At 41.2% G+C, this 18,031-nt stretch carries 21 protein-coding genes; 9 read left to right on the forward strand and 12 right to left on the reverse strand.

Features of this window, described 5'->3' with window-relative positions:
- Nucleotides 1-12: 12 nt before the first annotated feature.
- Nucleotides 13-708: a sigma-70 family RNA polymerase sigma factor gene (locus DEALDRAFT_RS03800; RefSeq protein WP_008515039.1), complete on the reverse strand. Its 696-nt coding sequence runs from the start codon at nucleotides 706-708 to the stop codon at nucleotides 13-15.
- Between the two features lie 14 nt (nucleotides 709-722).
- Nucleotides 723-1,928 carry a type II secretion system F family protein gene (locus DEALDRAFT_RS03805; protein WP_008515041.1) on the reverse strand — a complete coding sequence of 402 codons (1,206 nt, stop codon included), beginning with the start codon at nucleotides 1,926-1,928 and terminating at the stop codon, nucleotides 723-725.
- Between the two features lie 211 nt (nucleotides 1,929-2,139).
- On the opposite strand from DEALDRAFT_RS03805, the gene DEALDRAFT_RS17380 reads away from it, so the two are divergent.
- Both DEALDRAFT_RS17380 and DEALDRAFT_RS16680 read left to right on the forward strand, forming a co-directional pair.
- Entirely contained in the window at nucleotides 2,140-2,526 is a 387-nt protein-coding gene (locus DEALDRAFT_RS17380) for a prepilin-type N-terminal cleavage/methylation domain-containing protein (protein WP_008515044.1), read from the forward strand.
- A 97-nt stretch (nucleotides 2,527-2,623) separates the two neighbouring features.
- Entirely contained in the window at nucleotides 2,624-2,779 is a 156-nt protein-coding gene (locus DEALDRAFT_RS16680; protein WP_008515046.1) for an HU family DNA-binding protein, read from the forward strand.
- 899 nt (nucleotides 2,780-3,678) lie between these two features.
- On the opposite strand, the gene DEALDRAFT_RS03815 is transcribed toward DEALDRAFT_RS16680, so the two are convergent.
- The 3 genes from DEALDRAFT_RS03815 to DEALDRAFT_RS03820 all read right to left on the reverse strand — a co-directional run bounded on the left by DEALDRAFT_RS03815 (nucleotide 3,679) and on the right by DEALDRAFT_RS03820 (nucleotide 5,623).
- Nucleotides 3,679-4,371: a hypothetical protein gene (locus DEALDRAFT_RS03815; protein WP_008515052.1), complete on the reverse strand. Its 693-nt coding sequence runs from the start codon at nucleotides 4,369-4,371 to the stop codon at nucleotides 3,679-3,681.
- Nucleotides 4,372-4,934: 563 nt separating this feature from the next.
- A complete protein-coding gene (locus DEALDRAFT_RS17130; RefSeq protein ID WP_008515054.1) occupies nucleotides 4,935-5,105 on the reverse strand; it encodes a hypothetical protein in 171 nt (56 codons plus the stop codon).
- Between the two features lie 254 nt (nucleotides 5,106-5,359).
- Complete coding sequence (locus tag DEALDRAFT_RS03820; protein ID WP_008515056.1) at nucleotides 5,360-5,623, reverse strand: hypothetical protein; 264 nt, start codon at nucleotides 5,621-5,623, stop codon at nucleotides 5,360-5,362.
- 131 nt (nucleotides 5,624-5,754) lie between these two features.
- On the opposite strand from DEALDRAFT_RS03820, the gene DEALDRAFT_RS03825 reads away from it, so the two are divergent.
- Both DEALDRAFT_RS03825 and DEALDRAFT_RS03830 read left to right on the forward strand, forming a co-directional pair.
- Nucleotides 5,755-6,219 (forward strand): hypothetical protein, encoded by a 465-nt coding sequence (locus tag DEALDRAFT_RS03825; RefSeq protein WP_008515059.1) that lies wholly within the window; start codon nucleotides 5,755-5,757, stop codon nucleotides 6,217-6,219.
- 301 nt (nucleotides 6,220-6,520) lie between these two features.
- Complete coding sequence (locus tag DEALDRAFT_RS03830; protein WP_008515061.1) at nucleotides 6,521-7,492, forward strand: DUF3231 family protein; 972 nt, start codon at nucleotides 6,521-6,523, stop codon at nucleotides 7,490-7,492.
- Nucleotides 7,493-7,756: 264 nt separating this feature from the next.
- Here DEALDRAFT_RS03830 and DEALDRAFT_RS03835 read toward each other — a convergent pair whose 3' ends face one another.
- From DEALDRAFT_RS03835 to DEALDRAFT_RS03860, 6 genes are all read right to left on the reverse strand, one after another.
- Nucleotides 7,757-8,164, reverse strand: coding sequence for a hypothetical protein (locus tag DEALDRAFT_RS03835; RefSeq protein ID WP_008515062.1), 408 nt, complete (start codon nucleotides 8,162-8,164; stop codon nucleotides 7,757-7,759).
- A gap of 109 nt (nucleotides 8,165-8,273) precedes the next feature.
- Nucleotides 8,274-8,930: a DUF2293 domain-containing protein gene (locus tag DEALDRAFT_RS03840; RefSeq protein ID WP_008515064.1), complete on the reverse strand. Its 657-nt coding sequence runs from the start codon at nucleotides 8,928-8,930 to the stop codon at nucleotides 8,274-8,276.
- A gap of 866 nt (nucleotides 8,931-9,796) precedes the next feature.
- The gene (locus tag DEALDRAFT_RS03845) at nucleotides 9,797-10,240 is read right to left on the reverse strand and encodes a hypothetical protein (RefSeq protein ID WP_008515069.1); all 444 of its coding nucleotides are present in this window, start codon (nucleotides 10,238-10,240) and stop codon (nucleotides 9,797-9,799) included.
- Between the two features lie 298 nt (nucleotides 10,241-10,538).
- On the reverse strand, nucleotides 10,539-13,685 hold the full coding sequence (locus DEALDRAFT_RS03850; RefSeq protein WP_008515072.1) for a DUF927 domain-containing protein: 3,147 nt from the start codon (nucleotides 13,683-13,685) through the stop codon (nucleotides 10,539-10,541).
- Nucleotides 13,686-13,782: 97 nt separating this feature from the next.
- Nucleotides 13,783-13,965 (reverse strand): helix-turn-helix domain-containing protein, encoded by a 183-nt coding sequence (locus DEALDRAFT_RS03855; protein WP_008515074.1) that lies wholly within the window; start codon nucleotides 13,963-13,965, stop codon nucleotides 13,783-13,785.
- A gap of 134 nt (nucleotides 13,966-14,099) precedes the next feature.
- Nucleotides 14,100-15,224, reverse strand: coding sequence for a hypothetical protein (locus DEALDRAFT_RS03860; protein ID WP_008515075.1), 1,125 nt, complete (start codon nucleotides 15,222-15,224; stop codon nucleotides 14,100-14,102).
- 145 nt (nucleotides 15,225-15,369) lie between these two features.
- On the opposite strand from DEALDRAFT_RS03860, the gene DEALDRAFT_RS03865 reads away from it, so the two are divergent.
- The 5 genes from DEALDRAFT_RS03865 to DEALDRAFT_RS03885 all read left to right on the forward strand — a co-directional run bounded on the left by DEALDRAFT_RS03865 (nucleotide 15,370) and on the right by DEALDRAFT_RS03885 (nucleotide 17,641).
- On the forward strand, nucleotides 15,370-15,555 hold the full coding sequence (locus DEALDRAFT_RS03865; RefSeq protein ID WP_008515077.1) for a hypothetical protein: 186 nt from the start codon (nucleotides 15,370-15,372) through the stop codon (nucleotides 15,553-15,555).
- A gap of 46 nt (nucleotides 15,556-15,601) precedes the next feature.
- Nucleotides 15,602-15,967, forward strand: a complete 366-nt coding sequence (locus DEALDRAFT_RS03870; protein ID WP_008515079.1) for a hypothetical protein — start codon at nucleotides 15,602-15,604, stop codon at nucleotides 15,965-15,967.
- A gap of 74 nt (nucleotides 15,968-16,041) precedes the next feature.
- Nucleotides 16,042-16,611 (forward strand): RadC family protein, encoded by a 570-nt coding sequence (gene radC / locus DEALDRAFT_RS03875; protein ID WP_008515081.1) that lies wholly within the window; start codon nucleotides 16,042-16,044, stop codon nucleotides 16,609-16,611.
- Nucleotides 16,612-16,625: 14 nt separating this feature from the next.
- Complete coding sequence (locus DEALDRAFT_RS03880; RefSeq protein ID WP_008515083.1) at nucleotides 16,626-16,889, forward strand: hypothetical protein; 264 nt, start codon at nucleotides 16,626-16,628, stop codon at nucleotides 16,887-16,889.
- A gap of 176 nt (nucleotides 16,890-17,065) precedes the next feature.
- Entirely contained in the window at nucleotides 17,066-17,641 is a 576-nt protein-coding gene (locus tag DEALDRAFT_RS03885; RefSeq protein WP_008515086.1) for a tyrosine-type recombinase/integrase, read from the forward strand.
- Between the two features lie 5 nt (nucleotides 17,642-17,646).
- On the opposite strand, the gene DEALDRAFT_RS03890 is transcribed toward DEALDRAFT_RS03885, so the two are convergent.
- A complete protein-coding gene (locus DEALDRAFT_RS03890) occupies nucleotides 17,647-17,874 on the reverse strand; it encodes a helix-turn-helix domain-containing protein (RefSeq protein ID WP_008515087.1) in 228 nt (75 codons plus the stop codon).
- Nucleotides 17,875-18,031: the final 157 nt, after the last annotated feature.

Below are 18,031 nucleotides of genomic sequence, written 5' to 3' on the forward strand. Positions count from 1 at the left end.
TGTATGCGCCCCCTAGATCTTAAAAACTTTACCCATCTCCTGCAAACTCTTATGTAAGACCCTAGACACCTTCCGCTGACTAATCCCCAACTTCTCTGCCGTCTGGGTCTGTGTCAAATCCTTATAAAACAAAAGATAAACCACACGCCTTTGCAAATCATTTAACTTCTTTATAGCCTGCTCCAGCACCAACCGATCCTCAATGGGCAGCTTAAAAGTCTCATACTTCTCAGCCCGAATCTTATCAACCTCAACATCATCCAGCGAAACCAATCCGGCCCGCATGGCCTGGACAACCCCTTCTTCCTTTACATTCAGCCTCTTGGCAATCTCACTTACACCAGGCGGTTCTCCAGTCTCCTTCAGCACCTCATCCACCAACCGGGCCACCCTAAACTGCAGATCCTTAATACTACCCGGCCGGTAGTACGAAGACTCTTTCCGCACATAATGCCGAATCTCCCCCATCACACAATGAGCAGCATAAGTGGCAAACGCCGTACCCTTACCAACCTCATACCGCTGCACAGCCTTCATCAGCCCTTCCATTCCGGCCTGCACAGCATCCTCACCAAACCCACCTGTATAAAGCCTGGCAAAATGATGTATCAAAGAACGACCGGCTTCCACCACCCGCTCCAGATCCTCATCCTTCCCCGACTTGCGGTACTCCAGAAAACGCTTGTCCAATTCACTATGTGCTCTCATAGCTTAATCCCCCACTACTGGATTTGCGTAATAACTGAAAAAATAGGAAGATACAACGAAATAACCATCACAGCCACAATACCACCAACAAAAATAATCATCAGCGGCTCAATCAAAGCAGTCAAACCCTTAGCCATGGTAGCCACTTCCGCCTCATAAAACTCCGCAATCCGGTTAAGCAAAGACGGCAAATCCCCAGTCTCCTCACCCACAGAAATCATCAAAGTAACCATGGGAGGAAACAACTTACTCTCTTTTAAAGGTTCCGCAATACTCTGCCCCTCCTGAATCTTCATGGCCGTATCCTGTACAGCCTTTTCCACCATGGTACTGCCCGAAGCCGGCCCCGCAGTCTCCAATGCCTGCAGCACCGGAATACCCCCAGCCAACAAAGTAGCCAAAGTCCGCGAAAACCGCGCCACCACAGTCTTCTGTACCAAATCACCAAAAATCGGCACCTTAAACTTAATCTGATCAAAGGTCTTCTTACCCTGCTCACTGGCCATATAGTACTTCAAACCCACAACCGCAAACAAAGCAATTAACAAATATATGTACCAATAAACCCGTACCGAATTACTTATCCCCACAATAACAGCGGTCAAAAACGGCAACTCCGCCCCATCCGGGTAAAAACCAACAAACACCGGCACAATGAATACCAACATCCCAATCATCACCAGTACCGCAAAAGCCAGTACCACCGTGGGATAAAACATCGCTGTCCGGATATTATCCTTCAGAGTCTTCTCACTATTTAACTGATCAGCCAGCCTCAGAAGCACATTCTCCAATGTACCCCCAACCTCACCGGCCTTCACCAAATCCACATACATATCATTAAAAACATCAGGATGGGCCCTAAGAGACTCGGAAAAACTCATCCCGCCTTCCACATTGGCCCCAACCTCCAACACCACTTTCCTAAGTGTAGGATTAATGGCCTGCTCACCCAAAGCAAACAAACACCGGGTCAGCGGAATCCCGGCACTCAACATGGCCGCCAACTGCCGGCTAAACAAACTTAATTCCCCAATACTAACCTTTCTTTTAAAGGTAAACGCCTGCGACAAAGCCGAAACCTTCGCTTCACTCAGATCAATGGGCGTATACCCCATCTTCCTTAACCGGGTAGTGGCAGCAATCTCATTTTCCGCCTCCAACTTCCCGGCAGCAACAGCTCCCCCTCGATCCATGGCCTGATACGTATATAACGGCATCGACATCCTCCTCCGCCACAAAGTTCTATTTATCCACAAAATTATATTACAGCCCTTTAACATATTAAAATTTCGACACCTTACTGGAAGTTCCTTCCCGATTAGGGAATGTAAGATAATATTTATAAAATTAATGTGTCTAAAAATAAGATTCCCTGGTATAACGCTAACAAGAAAACATTCCCAAAAGGGAAAATAAAGGAGGAAGAACATGTTTAAACAAATCCAAAAAGCACGTAAGAACCAAAAAGGCTTCACACTAGTTGAACTGATGGTTGTTGTAGTTATTATTGGTATTTTGGTGGCTATTGCTGTGCCGATTTACAACACGACCATGACACGTGCACAAGATAGGGCAGATGATGCAAATATTAGAGTATTAAATGGTGCTGTTGCAGCCTATGTAGCTTCAGAGGATAATGCAGCATACTCAGATTTTGATGGAATCTCTATCGCCCACAATACTGCTGGTAGCACGAGCCCAGGTACTGTTACTGGAACTTTTCCCACTGGCTGGACAAATTATCTTGAAACAGCTCCGAACCCATCCAGGGCTGGTGTTACCTATACTTTCTCTGGAACCAGTTTCTCAAAATAATCTTAATAGCAGTAATTAACGACCAGCCTTCAACTCGAGGGCTGGTTTTTTCATGCCCAAATTCAGACCAACAATAAACAGAAGGAGGAAACAAAGAATGATTAAAATCGACCTAGCCCGCTCCATCGCGGACACAATGAACATCCACACCAAGGACGCAGATACCTTCCTTACTACCTTCACGGAAATTGTCGCAGACAGCCTTGCCAGCGGTGAGTTTGTACGTCTCTGGGACCGGCGTGATTTGACGTGAATTACGTGGAAGCATGTCCCATTTTCTACTATGCCGCTTACCTGTCTTCCTGACAACTACCCTAAGAGGGAGTATTGCTTGTCCCAGAGGCCATATTTGCCGTGTAAGGCGTTAGTTACAATAAAGGAGCATGGCACTGGCTTAAAAAAGTAATTGTAATTATACGCTGAGGGAAAGTTTAAAAGCATGGCATCTATAGCTGCTCGCAAAAGCCACACAAGGCAAGGGTCCATAACTGCAGTCTGCCAAATGAAAAGGAAACTAATTAAATATGAGCTATGTACCGTATCCATGTTACGTAAATAGTCCACATTTCAATTAAAAAAGAGCCTTAACGGCCCTGATTTAGCTTTGATGATATTTGCACTAACACATAAAGAATTAGAACTAAAACTAAAAAGATAGGATTTATAGTTAATAATCCTAATACAACTCCTTCAAAATTAAAAACCAAGATTACAGTTAGCAATAAAAGAAAGATGATCTTTGCTACGTTATTCATTTGTCCCTCCTAGTTAGTACTGACTGACTTCAAGTTTCCTGAAATCACCCTAAGTTTACCATATTGAACATATCCTTACAACATGTCCTTTTTTATATCTATCCTACGTCTAATCATGGTTCCGCATAGCCTTGTAAGCGGTGCTGCGGGCGGCGTGGTCGACGCGAATTACGTTGCAGCATATGAAGCGGGGATCCCCGTTTAACTATGCTACATTACGGTTGACTGGCAACTACCCCAACGGGTAGGACTGACCCACATTATTACCCTTGAATGAGTAATTTTATCAAGGCAAATAAATTATAGGACATAACATATTTTATATGACTTATGATTGGTAAATAAGTTTCATTCTCAATGCTGTTCTGAAGCAAGTAACATTTCTATGGCTTATTATCTACATTTGCTTTTTTTGTTCCCTATAAAGAGCCCAAGTCATATCCATAAATACTTTGATCTTACCAGTATGAGGTATGCCATACGGTTCAACCAAATATTCAAACTGCTTAATGTCTTCTCTTTCTAATAGTTCAACCAAATACCAATATCTAAGTTCTTGATTTTTACAATATCTAAATTCAGGATCCTCAAAGATAATCTCTCTTAACTTCTTTTCATCCTCTTTTTGTTGTCCTTTTTCTAAATCTCTTTTTTTCTGAACCTCATGAAATTCATAGTCAATTACTTCAATAGCTTCCTCTGCTACCGTGATATTTTTATCTTCTATCCAAGGATTCTGTAATTCTGTTCCTATTAAAGTATCATTTTGGATAATAAATAATACTAAACTTTTTGGAGAGTCAAAATTTAACGATTCTATGTAACGATTATGTTGGACAACTACCGCTTTAAACTCTTTTGAGTAATCGCTGTACCAGTCTTGGGGAATTATATATTTTTCTGATTTATAGTAAGTATAGTAGAAATAGACAAACTCAAGCTTTGAATCGCTTGCAAATTTCAAGAAATCATCGATTGTATCTATTTTTAAATAAACTTGATTAGATATCTTTAGAACACTTACTTCCAACGGAGTTAAGTTGTAGTCACTGATTTTCTTTTTTAGATGCTCATTTGTAATTATCTTCATACTAAACCTCCAATCTGTTTTCTGTACTGTACGCCTTCTAGCTTCGGCACCTACAATATCCGACAGCACAAAATAGCACCATTAATCCTTTCCAACTATTACTTCAGATTTCTTTTTTTCATCATTGCGATTGCTTGAGGTAAACCACCAGTAATTTTCCCACCAGCAAGCCTATTACAAACAAATTTAGAAGAAACTGATTTATAAATTTATCCTCACTACCAAATGTTTTGTTCGTTGTATATGCAAAGATTCTTGTAGTATCAAGCGCACGGAAGCTATCAATTGATAAAATTGAAGAATACGTTACCCATTGGAAAAAGAAGTCTGTCAAAAGATATGCTCTTAGACCAATGCGTTCTAATTCGTTTCTTGATATCACCTGATGTACCTATATATACTTGGCAATATTCATCAAGAATCATTAAATAATATCCAGGCTTTCCATCATACAAATTAAGGTCAAACACTTCAAGAAATTTCATCAATTTCTTTATTGAGTTCATCGTGGCTTAACAAAGATAAGTATTCCATATTCAAATCGTAATTTTTTAAGCTGTCCTTTAGTTGCTTTTCGCACCATTCATCCAAATATTCTCTACCTTCATCATCAGCGTAAATATCCACTGAAAAACGAGGCAGTGAATTTTTGTTGCTTCCACTGCATAGTTTTCTCGTGTTAGCTTCAGTCCACGTTTACCTTCAAGCACCTTAATAGCGAAATGATATGGCATAAAATCCTCCTGTTTCATACTTGTTATATTTTTACGTTTTCGACCACATTCCACTTATTTCCTGCAAATCTTATTTCATTGATCTGAAGACACAAGAGACACAAGAAACACGCTCTTTCTACCTATTGGCCAGCAAGAGCTCCATAGTATTTAGTCTTGTAACAGCCAGTCTTCCCACGAGGACTGTTTTTTGTTTACGGTGCAGACAAATAGAACACCGCCAGCGTTGCTTACATTGCTGGCGGTGTTCATGCCTACACTAACTGCAACCTTCTCTTTTCCTCATTATAAATAGTCTTCTCAATAATATGCGCCGGCAAAAACTCCCCTACCTGAACATAACACCCCTCATCAAAGCAGTCAGCACAGAAGATCCCCACTTTTTCATAAGGCGTCACATTCGTTACAGTACAGGACGGCCTGGCTTTAAAATTAGTTATATATCCACGGATGTTGAGTTCAAGAAAATCTACATCGTTGCGGCACTCAGAACAGTATAAATTGTTTACGCTGCTCACAATGCTCCCCCCTTGTAAAGAATTGGATTGTACAAGTTCTACAAATAACTTCCAATTCCTGCATTTTACTAGGATTATGATTTACTAATAACATATTGGGCAAGCTATTCAAAAACTCGGGGGAGTAAATAATGAATAAACTGGAACGCCGGGATGACTTTTTCAAAGGCGCAGTGGCCGGTATGATTGGTGCTGTTGTCAAATATGGTTTTAACGAGCTTATACAGTTTCTGCAAATAGCGAAATACGAAAATAATGCTACAGCAATAACCTTGGTATTTACTCAATATGAACGCTCTCTTCTTTTTTGGACAATAGGATTCATTCATGCTTTGTTAATCGGTGCATTTTTCGGTGTTATCATCGCTTTTATTTTTGATTATATTTTCACAGAGAAATATTATTATTTGAAAGGGATAGCCATCGGAATCGGAATCTATTTCTTTAACTTTGGCGTTATGGCTAAAGTGTTTAATTATCCTGCTGATATCGCTACACTACCGGGTGATGTCATGTCCATGTTTCTAAGCCTTGTGATATATGCTGTAGTTACCGTCTATGCTTTGAAAAGGCTAGAGTTTTTCCGCCGTATATAGCAGGATTAATATAATCGAGAGCAAGGAAGAACATCGCAGTTCAAATTATAGTGGTGTTCCCATTACTTCCTTTAAAAAAAAGTCACTTACAAGCCAGGGTCAGTACCACCTTATTGTTTAATGTATTACAGGTTGACTGCTACTTTTCTCCATGACTCTATAGAAATAACAAAAGTTTTTACCATAACACCAAGATTGCACTCATTCTGTCGTAGTTGTGAAAAGAAATCGCTTTACAATGAGTATATCTCTTTTTTTTTGCAAAAAATATTCATGACGTTGAAAGGAGACCAAGGACAACATGACCATCTCCATTTTTAAAAAAGGGCAAAAAGAGCAACTGGACATACAGGAAGTATTTAACATCTGGAATGTACTAAGAGCAAGATACTACAGTATGGAAACATGCAAATTTTTCATGAATTTTGTTCATGACCGTGAATTTGACTTAGTATTAAACACTTTATTAAATCATTATGAAAAACAGGCAAGTATTCTGGAAAAAGAAGGTGAAAAATTTAAAATAGAAGTTCCCAAAAGACCTCCATACAAAATAAAAACGTCAGCACAGGTTGATGTAATATCAGACACCTATATTTTTCGGAACATATACAACGGTGTGGTGGCTCAGTTGTTTTCACTTATGACTGCATATCGTTCAACCACAACAAATGACCGCATCAGAACAATCCTTGCGGAGGACCTGAAACAGCATATAAAAGATTTCGAGTTGCTCTACAAATACGGTAAACTGAAGGGTTGGCAGGAAGACCCTCCTGCTTTCAAAACAGCGAAACCTGTTGGTAATGAACCATTATCAACTACCGAAGCATTCCATTTATGGGATAATATTAGCCAAAGATATCAGCAGACTCAACTCACACAATTATTCCTTGGCTTTGCTCATGACAAAGATTTGAAGTTAATTCTAAAAGTGGGTGTGAAAGTTTTAAATAAACAGACAAAAGCACTCGAGGAGGAGGCTATAAAATTTGAAATTGTATTGCCCGAGAGACCTCCATCTCATGTGTCTGTTCCCATGGATCCAGAATCAATGCAGGATAGATTCATGTTCAACATGATTTTTAAAGGTGTTCAGGATGCAATCGATTTACATATTCGCGGCGTTATTGAATCCATCAGAAATGATTCTTTCCGAAGCTTATTGATGGGCTTCTGGGAAGATGAAATAGATATATATGAGCGTATGCTAAAATACGGTAAATTAAAAGGTTGGATTACCGCACCGCCTATTTACAACGAACCGCAGTAGATGTATCTGCAGATTTGGTTTCAATACACAATTAACCCCTGTCAAAGCTATTTCATGTTTAGATTCTAGACTAAACTATTCTTTAGCTTACCACATCAAGTTATTAGTGGAGATTTTCTCTTGAAAAACTATTTGTAATCAATGCCGCCCCATCGAACGCTGCCCCCTTGAGAAACTCATGTATGCCCCAGGAACGACGGAAGTAATGGAGTAATAAGAAAACACCGCCGGCACTGTTTTTGATGTGCCAGACGGTGTTGTTTTTTACTCCTCTTCACCTTCATAAGCTTCAATGTACTGTGCTAACATATCGACTACATTTGCTTCTGCAAATATTCTAGGATCCTCCAGGTTACCCTGTGCAGCCCAAACTCGAATAAGCTCACCATCATTAATATCTACTCCCTTACTCTCAAAAGCGTTCTTCATCTCCTCTAGGGTCATAATTTCTCCGACACCAAAGACTAACTCTAATATCTTTGCATGGTCATCAAATTCTGCGACCGCACTTGTTCCGTCATTAAACCACTCCTGCTCCTCTTTTGAAGTTGCCGGACGAATAATCACCAGATAATCTTTAAAACCACACTTAGCCATGCTTTCTTCTGCATAACCTTTCATTTCTTTCCAGCCGGGGACCTTCATTAGATCTGGATAAACATGAATTGCCATAGCTTATTCCTCCTTAATAATTTTTGTCTACTCCCAAGTAAACCCAGTTTGCACTCCAGCAATAAACAACTTCACAAGCATTATTTTGCGTAACTTGACAGTGTCTCATCTATGACCAACTGCTAATAACCTCATCAATTGCATCTTTCACTCTCCGCCTGGCATCCTGTCTGTCATACCCACTCATCAGCAATTCATCGTAAGGAGTTGCATGATGTCTTACATGAGCAATTACTGCCAAATCAATGAAATCTCTATCCAGTTGTTTCGCATTTGCAGAACGGCCGACTCTTCCACTATGTTTTAAACAGGCATGTTCAGCAATTTGATGCTCTTTTTCTTCAGGACAATTGGGGTATAGCTCCCTGATTTTAGTAGCAAATTCCTGGACATATTGCTTGTCTAATTTCTCTCTTCTAATTGACTCACGCTGCCTGCGTTGCTCTCTGGCCCCTTCATCAGACATACACTCCTGCTCTGCCTTCTCTAAAGCGCTTTGCTCCACCAATACGCCCTGGCGCTCATTTCTTTTACGTGCTGAACTGAATTTAAGTACTACTGCCTGAAGTTTGGAGTACTTGCCAGCTCGCCTTGTTAATGCTGTATTGCCCGAGGGAAGGAAGATAAGGTGATCCAAATCTGCGCAGGAAAGGCAAAGGTGTTTTCTGTCTTCTGAAATAAAAAGAAAGTCACCTTTAATAATTTCGACTTCACATTCGATGCATGATGTTTCACGGTTACAGTGATACACATTAATTTTAGACATTTTTTGCCCCCTTTACTTGTATCTCCAAAGGTATTGATTCTAACATTCTTCGTTAATGGAACAGTTTTCCCCCATCTTCTTGCCAGGCGTCTGTAGATTCAAACTCTCGATACTCCAGCTCAACATATTCACCCGATTTAATTGTTCCGCATCCTCCCGGTCAATTTGCCATTGGTGATGGCTGGCATTGCTAGTGTGGCAGCATCGTGGTACAAGCCTTACCATTTTCTTTTGTATCCGTTCGTTTTATAATCTCTAGGTTCACATCCTCCTTTTCTGCAAAAAAAGACCACATATTTTTACACTAACGAGCAAGCATGTCCAAGGGACAGGCTTCGCATCAGAAGTGCAAAATATGTGGTCTCTCTCTTTTATATTTTGCAATAAGAAAATTATTTATCTCTCTCTCTATGTTGTATAAATGATTATACTGAAAAGGACAAGAGATTGCAAGCTTTTACAGGCATTGATGTGTTTAACCTATGATAATGTCCCATGTTAAAGGAATCCTGATTCTACTAATGGCCTGTTCCCCCTGTAAGGCACCGAAACAATATTATACTGTCACCTGGAAGTAATACTGGTATCGCCCAGCTACACCGGCTGAGCTCACAATGTTGGCCATGGGCTCCCTACAACACATGCATAACTTTAACACATTAAAGCATTAAAGGTTTACCTATTTATGGAATAATGTTATAATATTAGTAATAACAAATGCAAAATTAAGAACCGACATCATGTTTATACCCACATCGTTCAATACCACTGGCACCGGCAGCATATAGAGGATAGGATCCATTGCCGATGCCAGTTTTATATAAAGAAGTGAGGATGCCCAAGGTTAAGCATCCTCCCCAAGTAGACTATGAAGTTATCTTTGCTTTCTTGGTCAACACTATCAGCATTGTCCTTCCCGGGTAATCCCAGGAACTTTGAGCGTCCATACTCATATCTAATCCATGTTGTTCACAGAAATCTACCAAGGCCTTAAGATCTGTCCAACCCAGACTATATGGCTGCATTACATAAGCATACGGTTTACCATCTTTATTCCAGATGCTTTTATGGTCGGCTCCGGGGGGATATTTGCGCCCAGGATCTTTACCAAGGAACTTTTTCAGAGTCGTAGCCCCCCTAGACTCAGTTAGTCCATGCTTTTCTGCCCAAGCTTTCTTTCTTTCTTTACTGGTTACGGTGGCAAAGAGCTGTTCTGGATCAATTCCCGCTTCACTGCAACGCTTAAGGCTATCCACAGCCTCTTTAGACACCTTCATACTACTATCTAAATATTGATTTCGCTTTAACATTAACAATCATCCTTTCAAATTTAGTATGGTTAATTTGGTTAACGCTGGCCAACACAAATAATCAAGAAAACCTTGATATATAAGCTTTTTTCCATCAGTTAACCAAATAACCAATGATGTTTTACCTACTATTGTGCATGGAGAATATATTTTCGCAAGTTTTTCGTTGAGATAAATATATTAATTGCATTATAGAAAGAAGTACATATGGTTAATTGGTTAAAATAGTGTTATTGCCTATAACGAAGGCATTTTTCATTACCCAACCAATCAACCATGGTACCCAAACCACCCACACCTAGCTCTCTGGAAAATAACTGCCATCTATCCTGCAGATTTCTCTTGGAGCATCTTCAAAGGCAACAGCGTTATCATTGTTAAGCAGCGCAACTGCTTTGGCCCGTATTGGAATCAACCAAGTTGTTTTACCCTGGAACTTTAGCTGCCTGGTACTCCTGCTGCGGTCCTTTAGGTCAAGCCACTGCATGTCGCGCCAACCACGAGTGATTGCCTCATACTCGTATCCAGCACCCTCTAATACAGACTTCAGTACACTCGGCAAAAATGCAATATAAGCAAAGTCATCATTGGCATCCCAGCGCCCTGCCCAACCACTGACAGGAGCTCTCGGGGTGTCATCTGCATTTTTAGCTTCCCTACCTTCGAACCGCTCCATATTGGAGAAGGCCCAGCTGACAGTGTATTGTAGCGCTGATAGTTCACCCGTGAAATCTTTTGCCTCATTGACGATTGCTGCCCAGAGTGACTCCATAGGCGATACAAAGGACCATGTCAAAGGGATTGCCTCATGGACAAGCTTGCCGGTCAGCGTAATCAATGCCGCATAGCCAGCCAATCTGCCTGAAACCTCCGTACTTTCTTTTTGAGCGTAGTAAGATTCCAATTGATGGAGTTCCTGTTTCCAGAGGTCCCATTTCTCCTGATTTTCAAGGATATACTCAATAAATGCAGGTCCGGCAAAACCATAATTCTCTCGGAGTTTTAAGTCAAGGCTAGTTACCAATTGTCTCATCTCCTCCGACTTCTTTTCAAACGGCAACCCGCAAATTTCTAGTACCCTGCCCCTGGCCCCACCGTCTGTCGAGACATGCACTGATGGCGTCTCTGCGGAGGAAAGTAGAACCGTTTTCCAACTCTTCGTTCGGGCAAGGCTTTTCACATTTGCACGGCCCCTACCCCGTCCATTGGCGACGGAGTAAACCATCTCGGAAATCTGCTTCGGATATTTCACTCTTTTTGTATCATCGAGGATTAGTGGTAACCCGTTTACAATTGCGCTTGCTCGCTCGATCCATACCTTTGTAAAATCCCAAGAATGGATGATTGAATCGGTGGATTTTTCATCCGGACACCCCCAAGGAGATGCCGCGACCCGCAAAGAAATCGTTTTGCCTGTCGAAGTTTTATTCGCCGCCTCAATCACGTAGTTAGAACACTGTAGCACCTCTAATAAAACGGATGAAAAGGATGCGTAAAACATCGCCTGAACCCTAGGGTAATCCTTAATAACAGAGATCACCTCTATCCATTCCGCATACTCACCATTCTGGTGATAGCCCTGTGCTATTTGCTCGTCCCCAGATGCTAATCCACGGAACTCAACTTTGGCGTCACCCTTCGTGATAAAGCGATCTGAAAACAGAAAACCCATGTTTCCCTGGATCTTCTTCCACCCTAATGAGCTGCTGATAAACTGTTCAGGAATACTTGTTTCATTCAAAGCTTCCATCTCTGCAAAGAACTTTACCAGATCTCCACTGTTTAAAGAATGGACCGGAAACCCTAGATCCGCCAGCTGAATGATTTTTCTTGTGTCGGCCAAAACACCACGTTCTGCATAACAGGATTGCCACTTCCCGTTACGCTTCCAAGACAATGAGATAACTTCGTTGTTTTCGTCTATGTCTTTGGACTTACCTGTAATTATCACAGGGTTATGGGCGATTAGCACTTCTTGCGGCTCTCCGTCGACGAATATAATTTTATAAACACCGCGGTTGCTCATGGTATATTCTGGCGGTATAACTATATTTGGAGTAGGAGCATCAGATATCACGCTCCCAATGGTAACTCCAACGACACTGTTTGTCTTTTGGGCGTTACCATTGTTTCTTGCACTGACCAGCCTCAGCGCCCGGTTAAACTCCGCTATGGGTGCCCCTGCATCCTTTAGTGCCCCTTTTAGCCGGGCGAACTGCGGAAGGTCAACTGTCTGCAAAGCAGCGAAAGCATTGATAGCTTCAGGCTCAAGATGAGCACCTCGGTTTCCGCTTAATACGGCTTTTAAAGCAGACTCTGTTACCTTTAGGGCGTGAGCAGTGCTGTATCCCGACTTTTGATTTCCCAATACAATAGGACTAGTGATCTTGCCTCTTGATGGACAATCATCGCAATAACGGCCACCCGTCATTTCATCGATATTGTCACACGTTCTTGGCCCGGCGTTTGACACCGCTTGTTCAATCTTTCTGTCCGTGACTTCTTCAGAGTAATTTGGATAAGGACGGCTCAACTCATGAACGACACTATCGCCATTTTCACAAAAAGCAACAATGCCAATCATTGCGTACCACTCAGTTTCTGGCAGCGTCTCCGCATCCTCTTTGGTGTGCCGCATAAATCCGCATCCTTCTACGATAGGATTAATTTGGGGTTTAGCAGTTTCTTCCTGGCCACCAGACGATCGTTGTTGCTGATTCACCATTGGCAGATGAGCTTCAAACTCGGAGATTGCATATTTTTTTTCATTTTTTCTCAAAACCTCTACAGCTATGGGCTCATTTTTTAGGTTGATGGTTCCTGGCAACCGTAACATCCTTGCCAAATCAGCCGTATTATCAACAATCAAGCCACTCTTCCCGGCTTCTTTGCGGATTACTTTTTGGATGTTACTGTTGATGCGTTTAGCCCTCTGCCGTTCCATGTCGTTATCAATAAGCAAGGGCTTATTCAATAGCCAGTAGGCGTGAAGCCCACCCCCGGTGAAAATTACATAGGTTGGTGGCAGAGGGAACGCCTCGAGAAGCACCAATGCCTCCTCTATCGTCTCAGGAAGATTAGTTGCATCATGATTTGGCCCCTTTATATCAATATCGATCCAGAAGCCCGGTAACGCTACTACAGTATCTCCAAATCCTCTGGTAAAGGGTTCCCCTTGCTTGTCTGGGTACTTCCTTCGCCATTCATTATAGGCCAGCTCCCTATCCTGCAAACCGACGTTGAAATATACGTCATAACGTTTTGCAGCGAGATCTGCGGCCAAATCCACCATTGCTTCAATTTCATCGAGAGGAAGCCAGTGAATTTTCTGCTTTTTTTCTAACGAGAAAGCAGTCAAAACCAAGAACAAGCTTTCCCCCCCATTATCAATAGCGGGATACATATCTTTTAAATAATTGAACATTACTTTTTTATCAATCATCATTATTACCTCCATTATCTGGAGGCGCGCGCCTACTTTATTTTTAGTGGAGCTCCAAGTCAATTGCGTTAATCACATTACCGGAAAATGTGACCAATACTTAAAACAAGCTGCACTGTCGGATATACTTTGCCATATTCTCCATTAATTCTGGTGAACATGAGGCATATCCATTTTCAATTTTACTGAGCTGACCAGAGCTGATGCCAAGTTTTTTTGCCATATCGATGGCCTTGATACCAGCCCGAATTCGCTCGATCTTTAACTCAAACATATCACTCATATCATCACCTCCTTGCAACAAAAAAGTATCCTGCGCAGGATAGGAAGAATTCTTCCTTAATCACAGGATACTACGTCTGTTATGCTATGGCACTTGCCAATAAAGGGACTTTTTACGGAAAACCCAAGGCTCCGCTATTCTTGGTCCATTTGTGTATTTTCATCAATAAACCCGATTTTTTCTGCTAAAGTCTGTATATCCCTCCAAACTGAATGTGGTAGCCCTAAGTTATTTTGTATACTCTCATAAGACATTTTTTTATTAAATCTTAAGTCAAAATACCTATTGATATGCTCTAATACAGTGTGTAATGTTTTTAATCTTTCTTCTGTTTTTAATTTAGAGCTTGTAAACTCAAATAAGGTTTCTTTAAAATTCCGAGAAAAAACCTCGAAATCTTTTAAAAAGACATCGTCTTTCTTAAAATGTGTTTTTTTGAAATCAGCATCAAAACTTATATAGTAGACTGGGTCTTGTTTGTTGATGATTTTTTCCAGTATATATTGGTGCTTGTCATACCCATCCTTTTCCATCTCATCTGCTAGGCTGATCTCCGGATTTAACTCTTCAAGTTTTCTTCGCAAGTAATGAATCTCATAACTTTGCAGCAATGCATACATATCGTAAATCTTATGGAAACGGGGACCAAGATTAACGGTGTAGTTGTCTTCTCCCATGCTAAAAGTAGCAGAGTGGCGATCCACCTCATTCTCTTGAATCTCCAACTTGCCTCCTATTATTCTGTTCATCATTAACTCCAATAGTTTTAATGATGGTAGTCCGAATCGGTCTAACTGAAAGTACTTTTCAATCAATGGGAAGCTCTTTTCTAACAATGTCGATATCAACTCCGCCTGAAGGTCGATAACTTGATCCTGCGTAGTTTTTTCAGTAGCCTTTCTTTTTTCTTCCATCAAAAATTGGTCTTTGTCTTTATGCTGACTGAGTTCCTCGCTATTATGTATATCATTTTTAAGAGCACTGGTGATGATGCTCTTAAGGCTAACCCAATTTACCCAAACATGGTCCAAAACTACTGAATCACAAAAAGATTCTGGGGCGATATCCTTAGCTTGAACCACAATATTCTTATGAACAGCCATTTCAAAATTTGCGGGTAATATTATAGATGATACCGATAGAGCCGATAGCTGATCAATTAAGTGTGATATTTTTTTATCTTTTTGAATCGGCTCAATGTCCGCAATAAACGGTTCATACATTTGAACGGCGAAAAATCTTATTATTGCTTTATCCATAACTCCACCCCCCATAATTACTGAGCTTATCCAATTATACAAAAAACCTATGTATTTTCCAACCTTAGAGGCGTATATTCTCAAGTAACAGTGACTTTCTCCTTTCGTGGTATAAGTAATAAAACAATGAAAGGAGGCACAAACCATGTATTCAGAAATTGCCACACGAACAGGCACCAATTTATTGAGAGTCGGCACAACCTTACTTCTCAGCACCATTGTATCAACGGCCATGAAAGACGTCAGCAACGATGCACTAAGCACTTTAGCCAAGGACATCAGGCGAATCAAGACAGACTTCAATGAACGTAGGTTACAGAACGAAGCATAAACCCTAACTGGGTTTATGCTTTATTTAATTTAAAGGAGGCAAACATATGACAAGAGATGAGTACATCGAAATTTTCCAAAACGAATTTGGAAGATACCCAGACGAATGTGAAATCCCTGCCCACGTTGATGACCAGGGTTTCCGTTCAGAGTGGACCCCACCACCCCGCCAGCAACGCATGAGGCATCATTATCACACCCCTGCAAACGAATTGTTAGATGAGATCGGTGATGTTGTTAAAGGCCTGGCTGGTAACGCACGGGTCGCTTATCAGAACCGTGAAGAAATCGCAGCCAAAAAACCGTACATTTCTGAGTTCGGATTTATGGTGATGATTTTCGCGGCCAAGGCAGGACTCTACTTTCTGCTAAAACATAGCAGAGAGGTGGGCTTTGAGCTTTCCAACATTTAAAGTATAAGAAACAGAAGAGGCGCAGAATCCGTAAATGGATCTGCGCCTCTTTCTACTTTTATGGAGGTGTTTTAATGAAACATCTATTAAAGCCTTTTGTTCAGGAATCTGGAATGGAGTATATTGCCAAAGAATACCCAAGCTTAAAACAGCTAAGTCACGCCACCGAGAAGGAACTCTTGAGGGTGCCTGGACTTGGCCCACGAAAAGCCAAGCAGCTAAAGGCCGTTTTTGACCTCTCCAAAGCGCTCTTGGAGCCAGATGACACAAGCATCACCATTCAATCACCAGCAGATGTTTTTGAGAATTTCAAGTACCTAGCGCTGCATGAGGAGGAGTATCTTGTAGCCTTGTTCCTAAACACAAAAAACAAGATACTCCAGCATACTACAATTTCAAAGGGAACCTTGAACACATCGTTGATTCATCCCCGGGAAGTATTCGCGCCCGCTATCCGCATCAAGTGTGCTTCCGTCGTCATTTTGCATAACCACCCTTCAGGCGATCCTACTCCTTCACGCGAAGACATCGACATCACTAAGCGCCTGAAGGAAGCTGGGAAGATCATTGGCATTGAACTACTGGATCATATCGTGATTGGCAACAAAGGCTTCGTCAGTTTGCGCGAAAAAAGCTTATTATAAGGAGAGTGATTACAATGAACGTAAACGTCCAACTACAACCACAAGAGGAATCCACTCATGCCCAGTTTTCAGGACCCGTCTATACAACAAGTGGCTTTCAGCAGAAATTTGGCAATAAGACCTTTGCGATTGCAGTGAAGACAATGATTCGAATCGGTGAAAGGGTTAAAAGTAAAGGCGGCGCGGATTACCTTCAGGTAGCATGGGTTGACGGTGAGAAGTTCTGGGTGATCGACGATGGAATAAATGTGACTTGCTTACTGCCAGAAGAATACTGAGAAGGGAGGGCCAATAGACCCTCCCTTCTACCTTCAAAAAGTCGTGAAACATACACCTTATTGACCATGTTTTCATAAAAATTAATTCACCGGCACATAAAGTACTATGTTATAAGGCTTTACTAGCTAGAGAAAGTTAGTCAAAATAAGCATTTTGACCAGTAAGGAGGTTTCTTATGCAAACAGTAAAGTACTTCACCCAAGATGAACTAGCCAGCCTATTTAAGGCAATTAAAAAAAAGAAAAGCAAATACTGGCTAAGAGACTACTGTATTTTCCGGGTGGCATACAGGTGCGCCCTACGGGCTTCGGAAGTCGGGCTATTGACGGTCGCTGAGTACAATGCACAACGTAGCGAGCTTTACTGCAATAGACTAAAAAACTCCCAGAACAACACCATCCGGCTGGATGACGAAACAAAAAAGGCTTTGGAAAAATACATCCGTGACTACGGCATAGATGATTGTCTCTTTCCCAGCCAAGTTAGCAAGCCTATATCTAGACAGACATTGGACCTGCTAATGAGGAAGTACTGTAAGGTGGCCAAAATATCAGATAAAAAGAAGTGGCACTTCCATAGTCTAAAGCACTCTGTAGCTGTCCACCTTGCCGATAGCGGTCTTGATGTTAAAGAGCTGCAACACTACTTAGGTCATAAGAACGTGAACAGTACCTTAGTTTACTTCCAATTTACGACCCGGCAGCAGGATAACATGTACAAAAAATTAGAGCAGCGAAATTATTTGGTGTGATGGCTTTAGAATAGTTTTAGTTGCCCATCATCAGGTATATATTTCATCAAATCCCCAGGCTCACAATCTAGTGCAGAACATATACGGTTTAAAACGTCGAGATCCACACGCTTACTAGTATTGTTGTATATTCCATAAAGGGTATTTTTATTAACGCTACTTAGCTGTTGCAACTCAGGTACCTTCATACGGCTTCTTTCAAACATTACACGGTCTAACGTAAAGACTATCATACAGTATCCCACCCCCTACTTAGCAATATATGGCATATTATACACCAATCAATATAAAAAATCCATACAAATCACCTAAAAATACAACGAAGCATTGACAATAATATTCGCATAAAATACAATGATGTTGTTACATAATACAACGATGCCACTACAT

This window comes from Dethiobacter alkaliphilus AHT 1, assembly GCF_000174415.1.
GTDB classification, from domain to species: domain Bacteria; phylum Bacillota; class Dethiobacteria; order Dethiobacterales; family Dethiobacteraceae; genus Dethiobacter; species Dethiobacter alkaliphilus.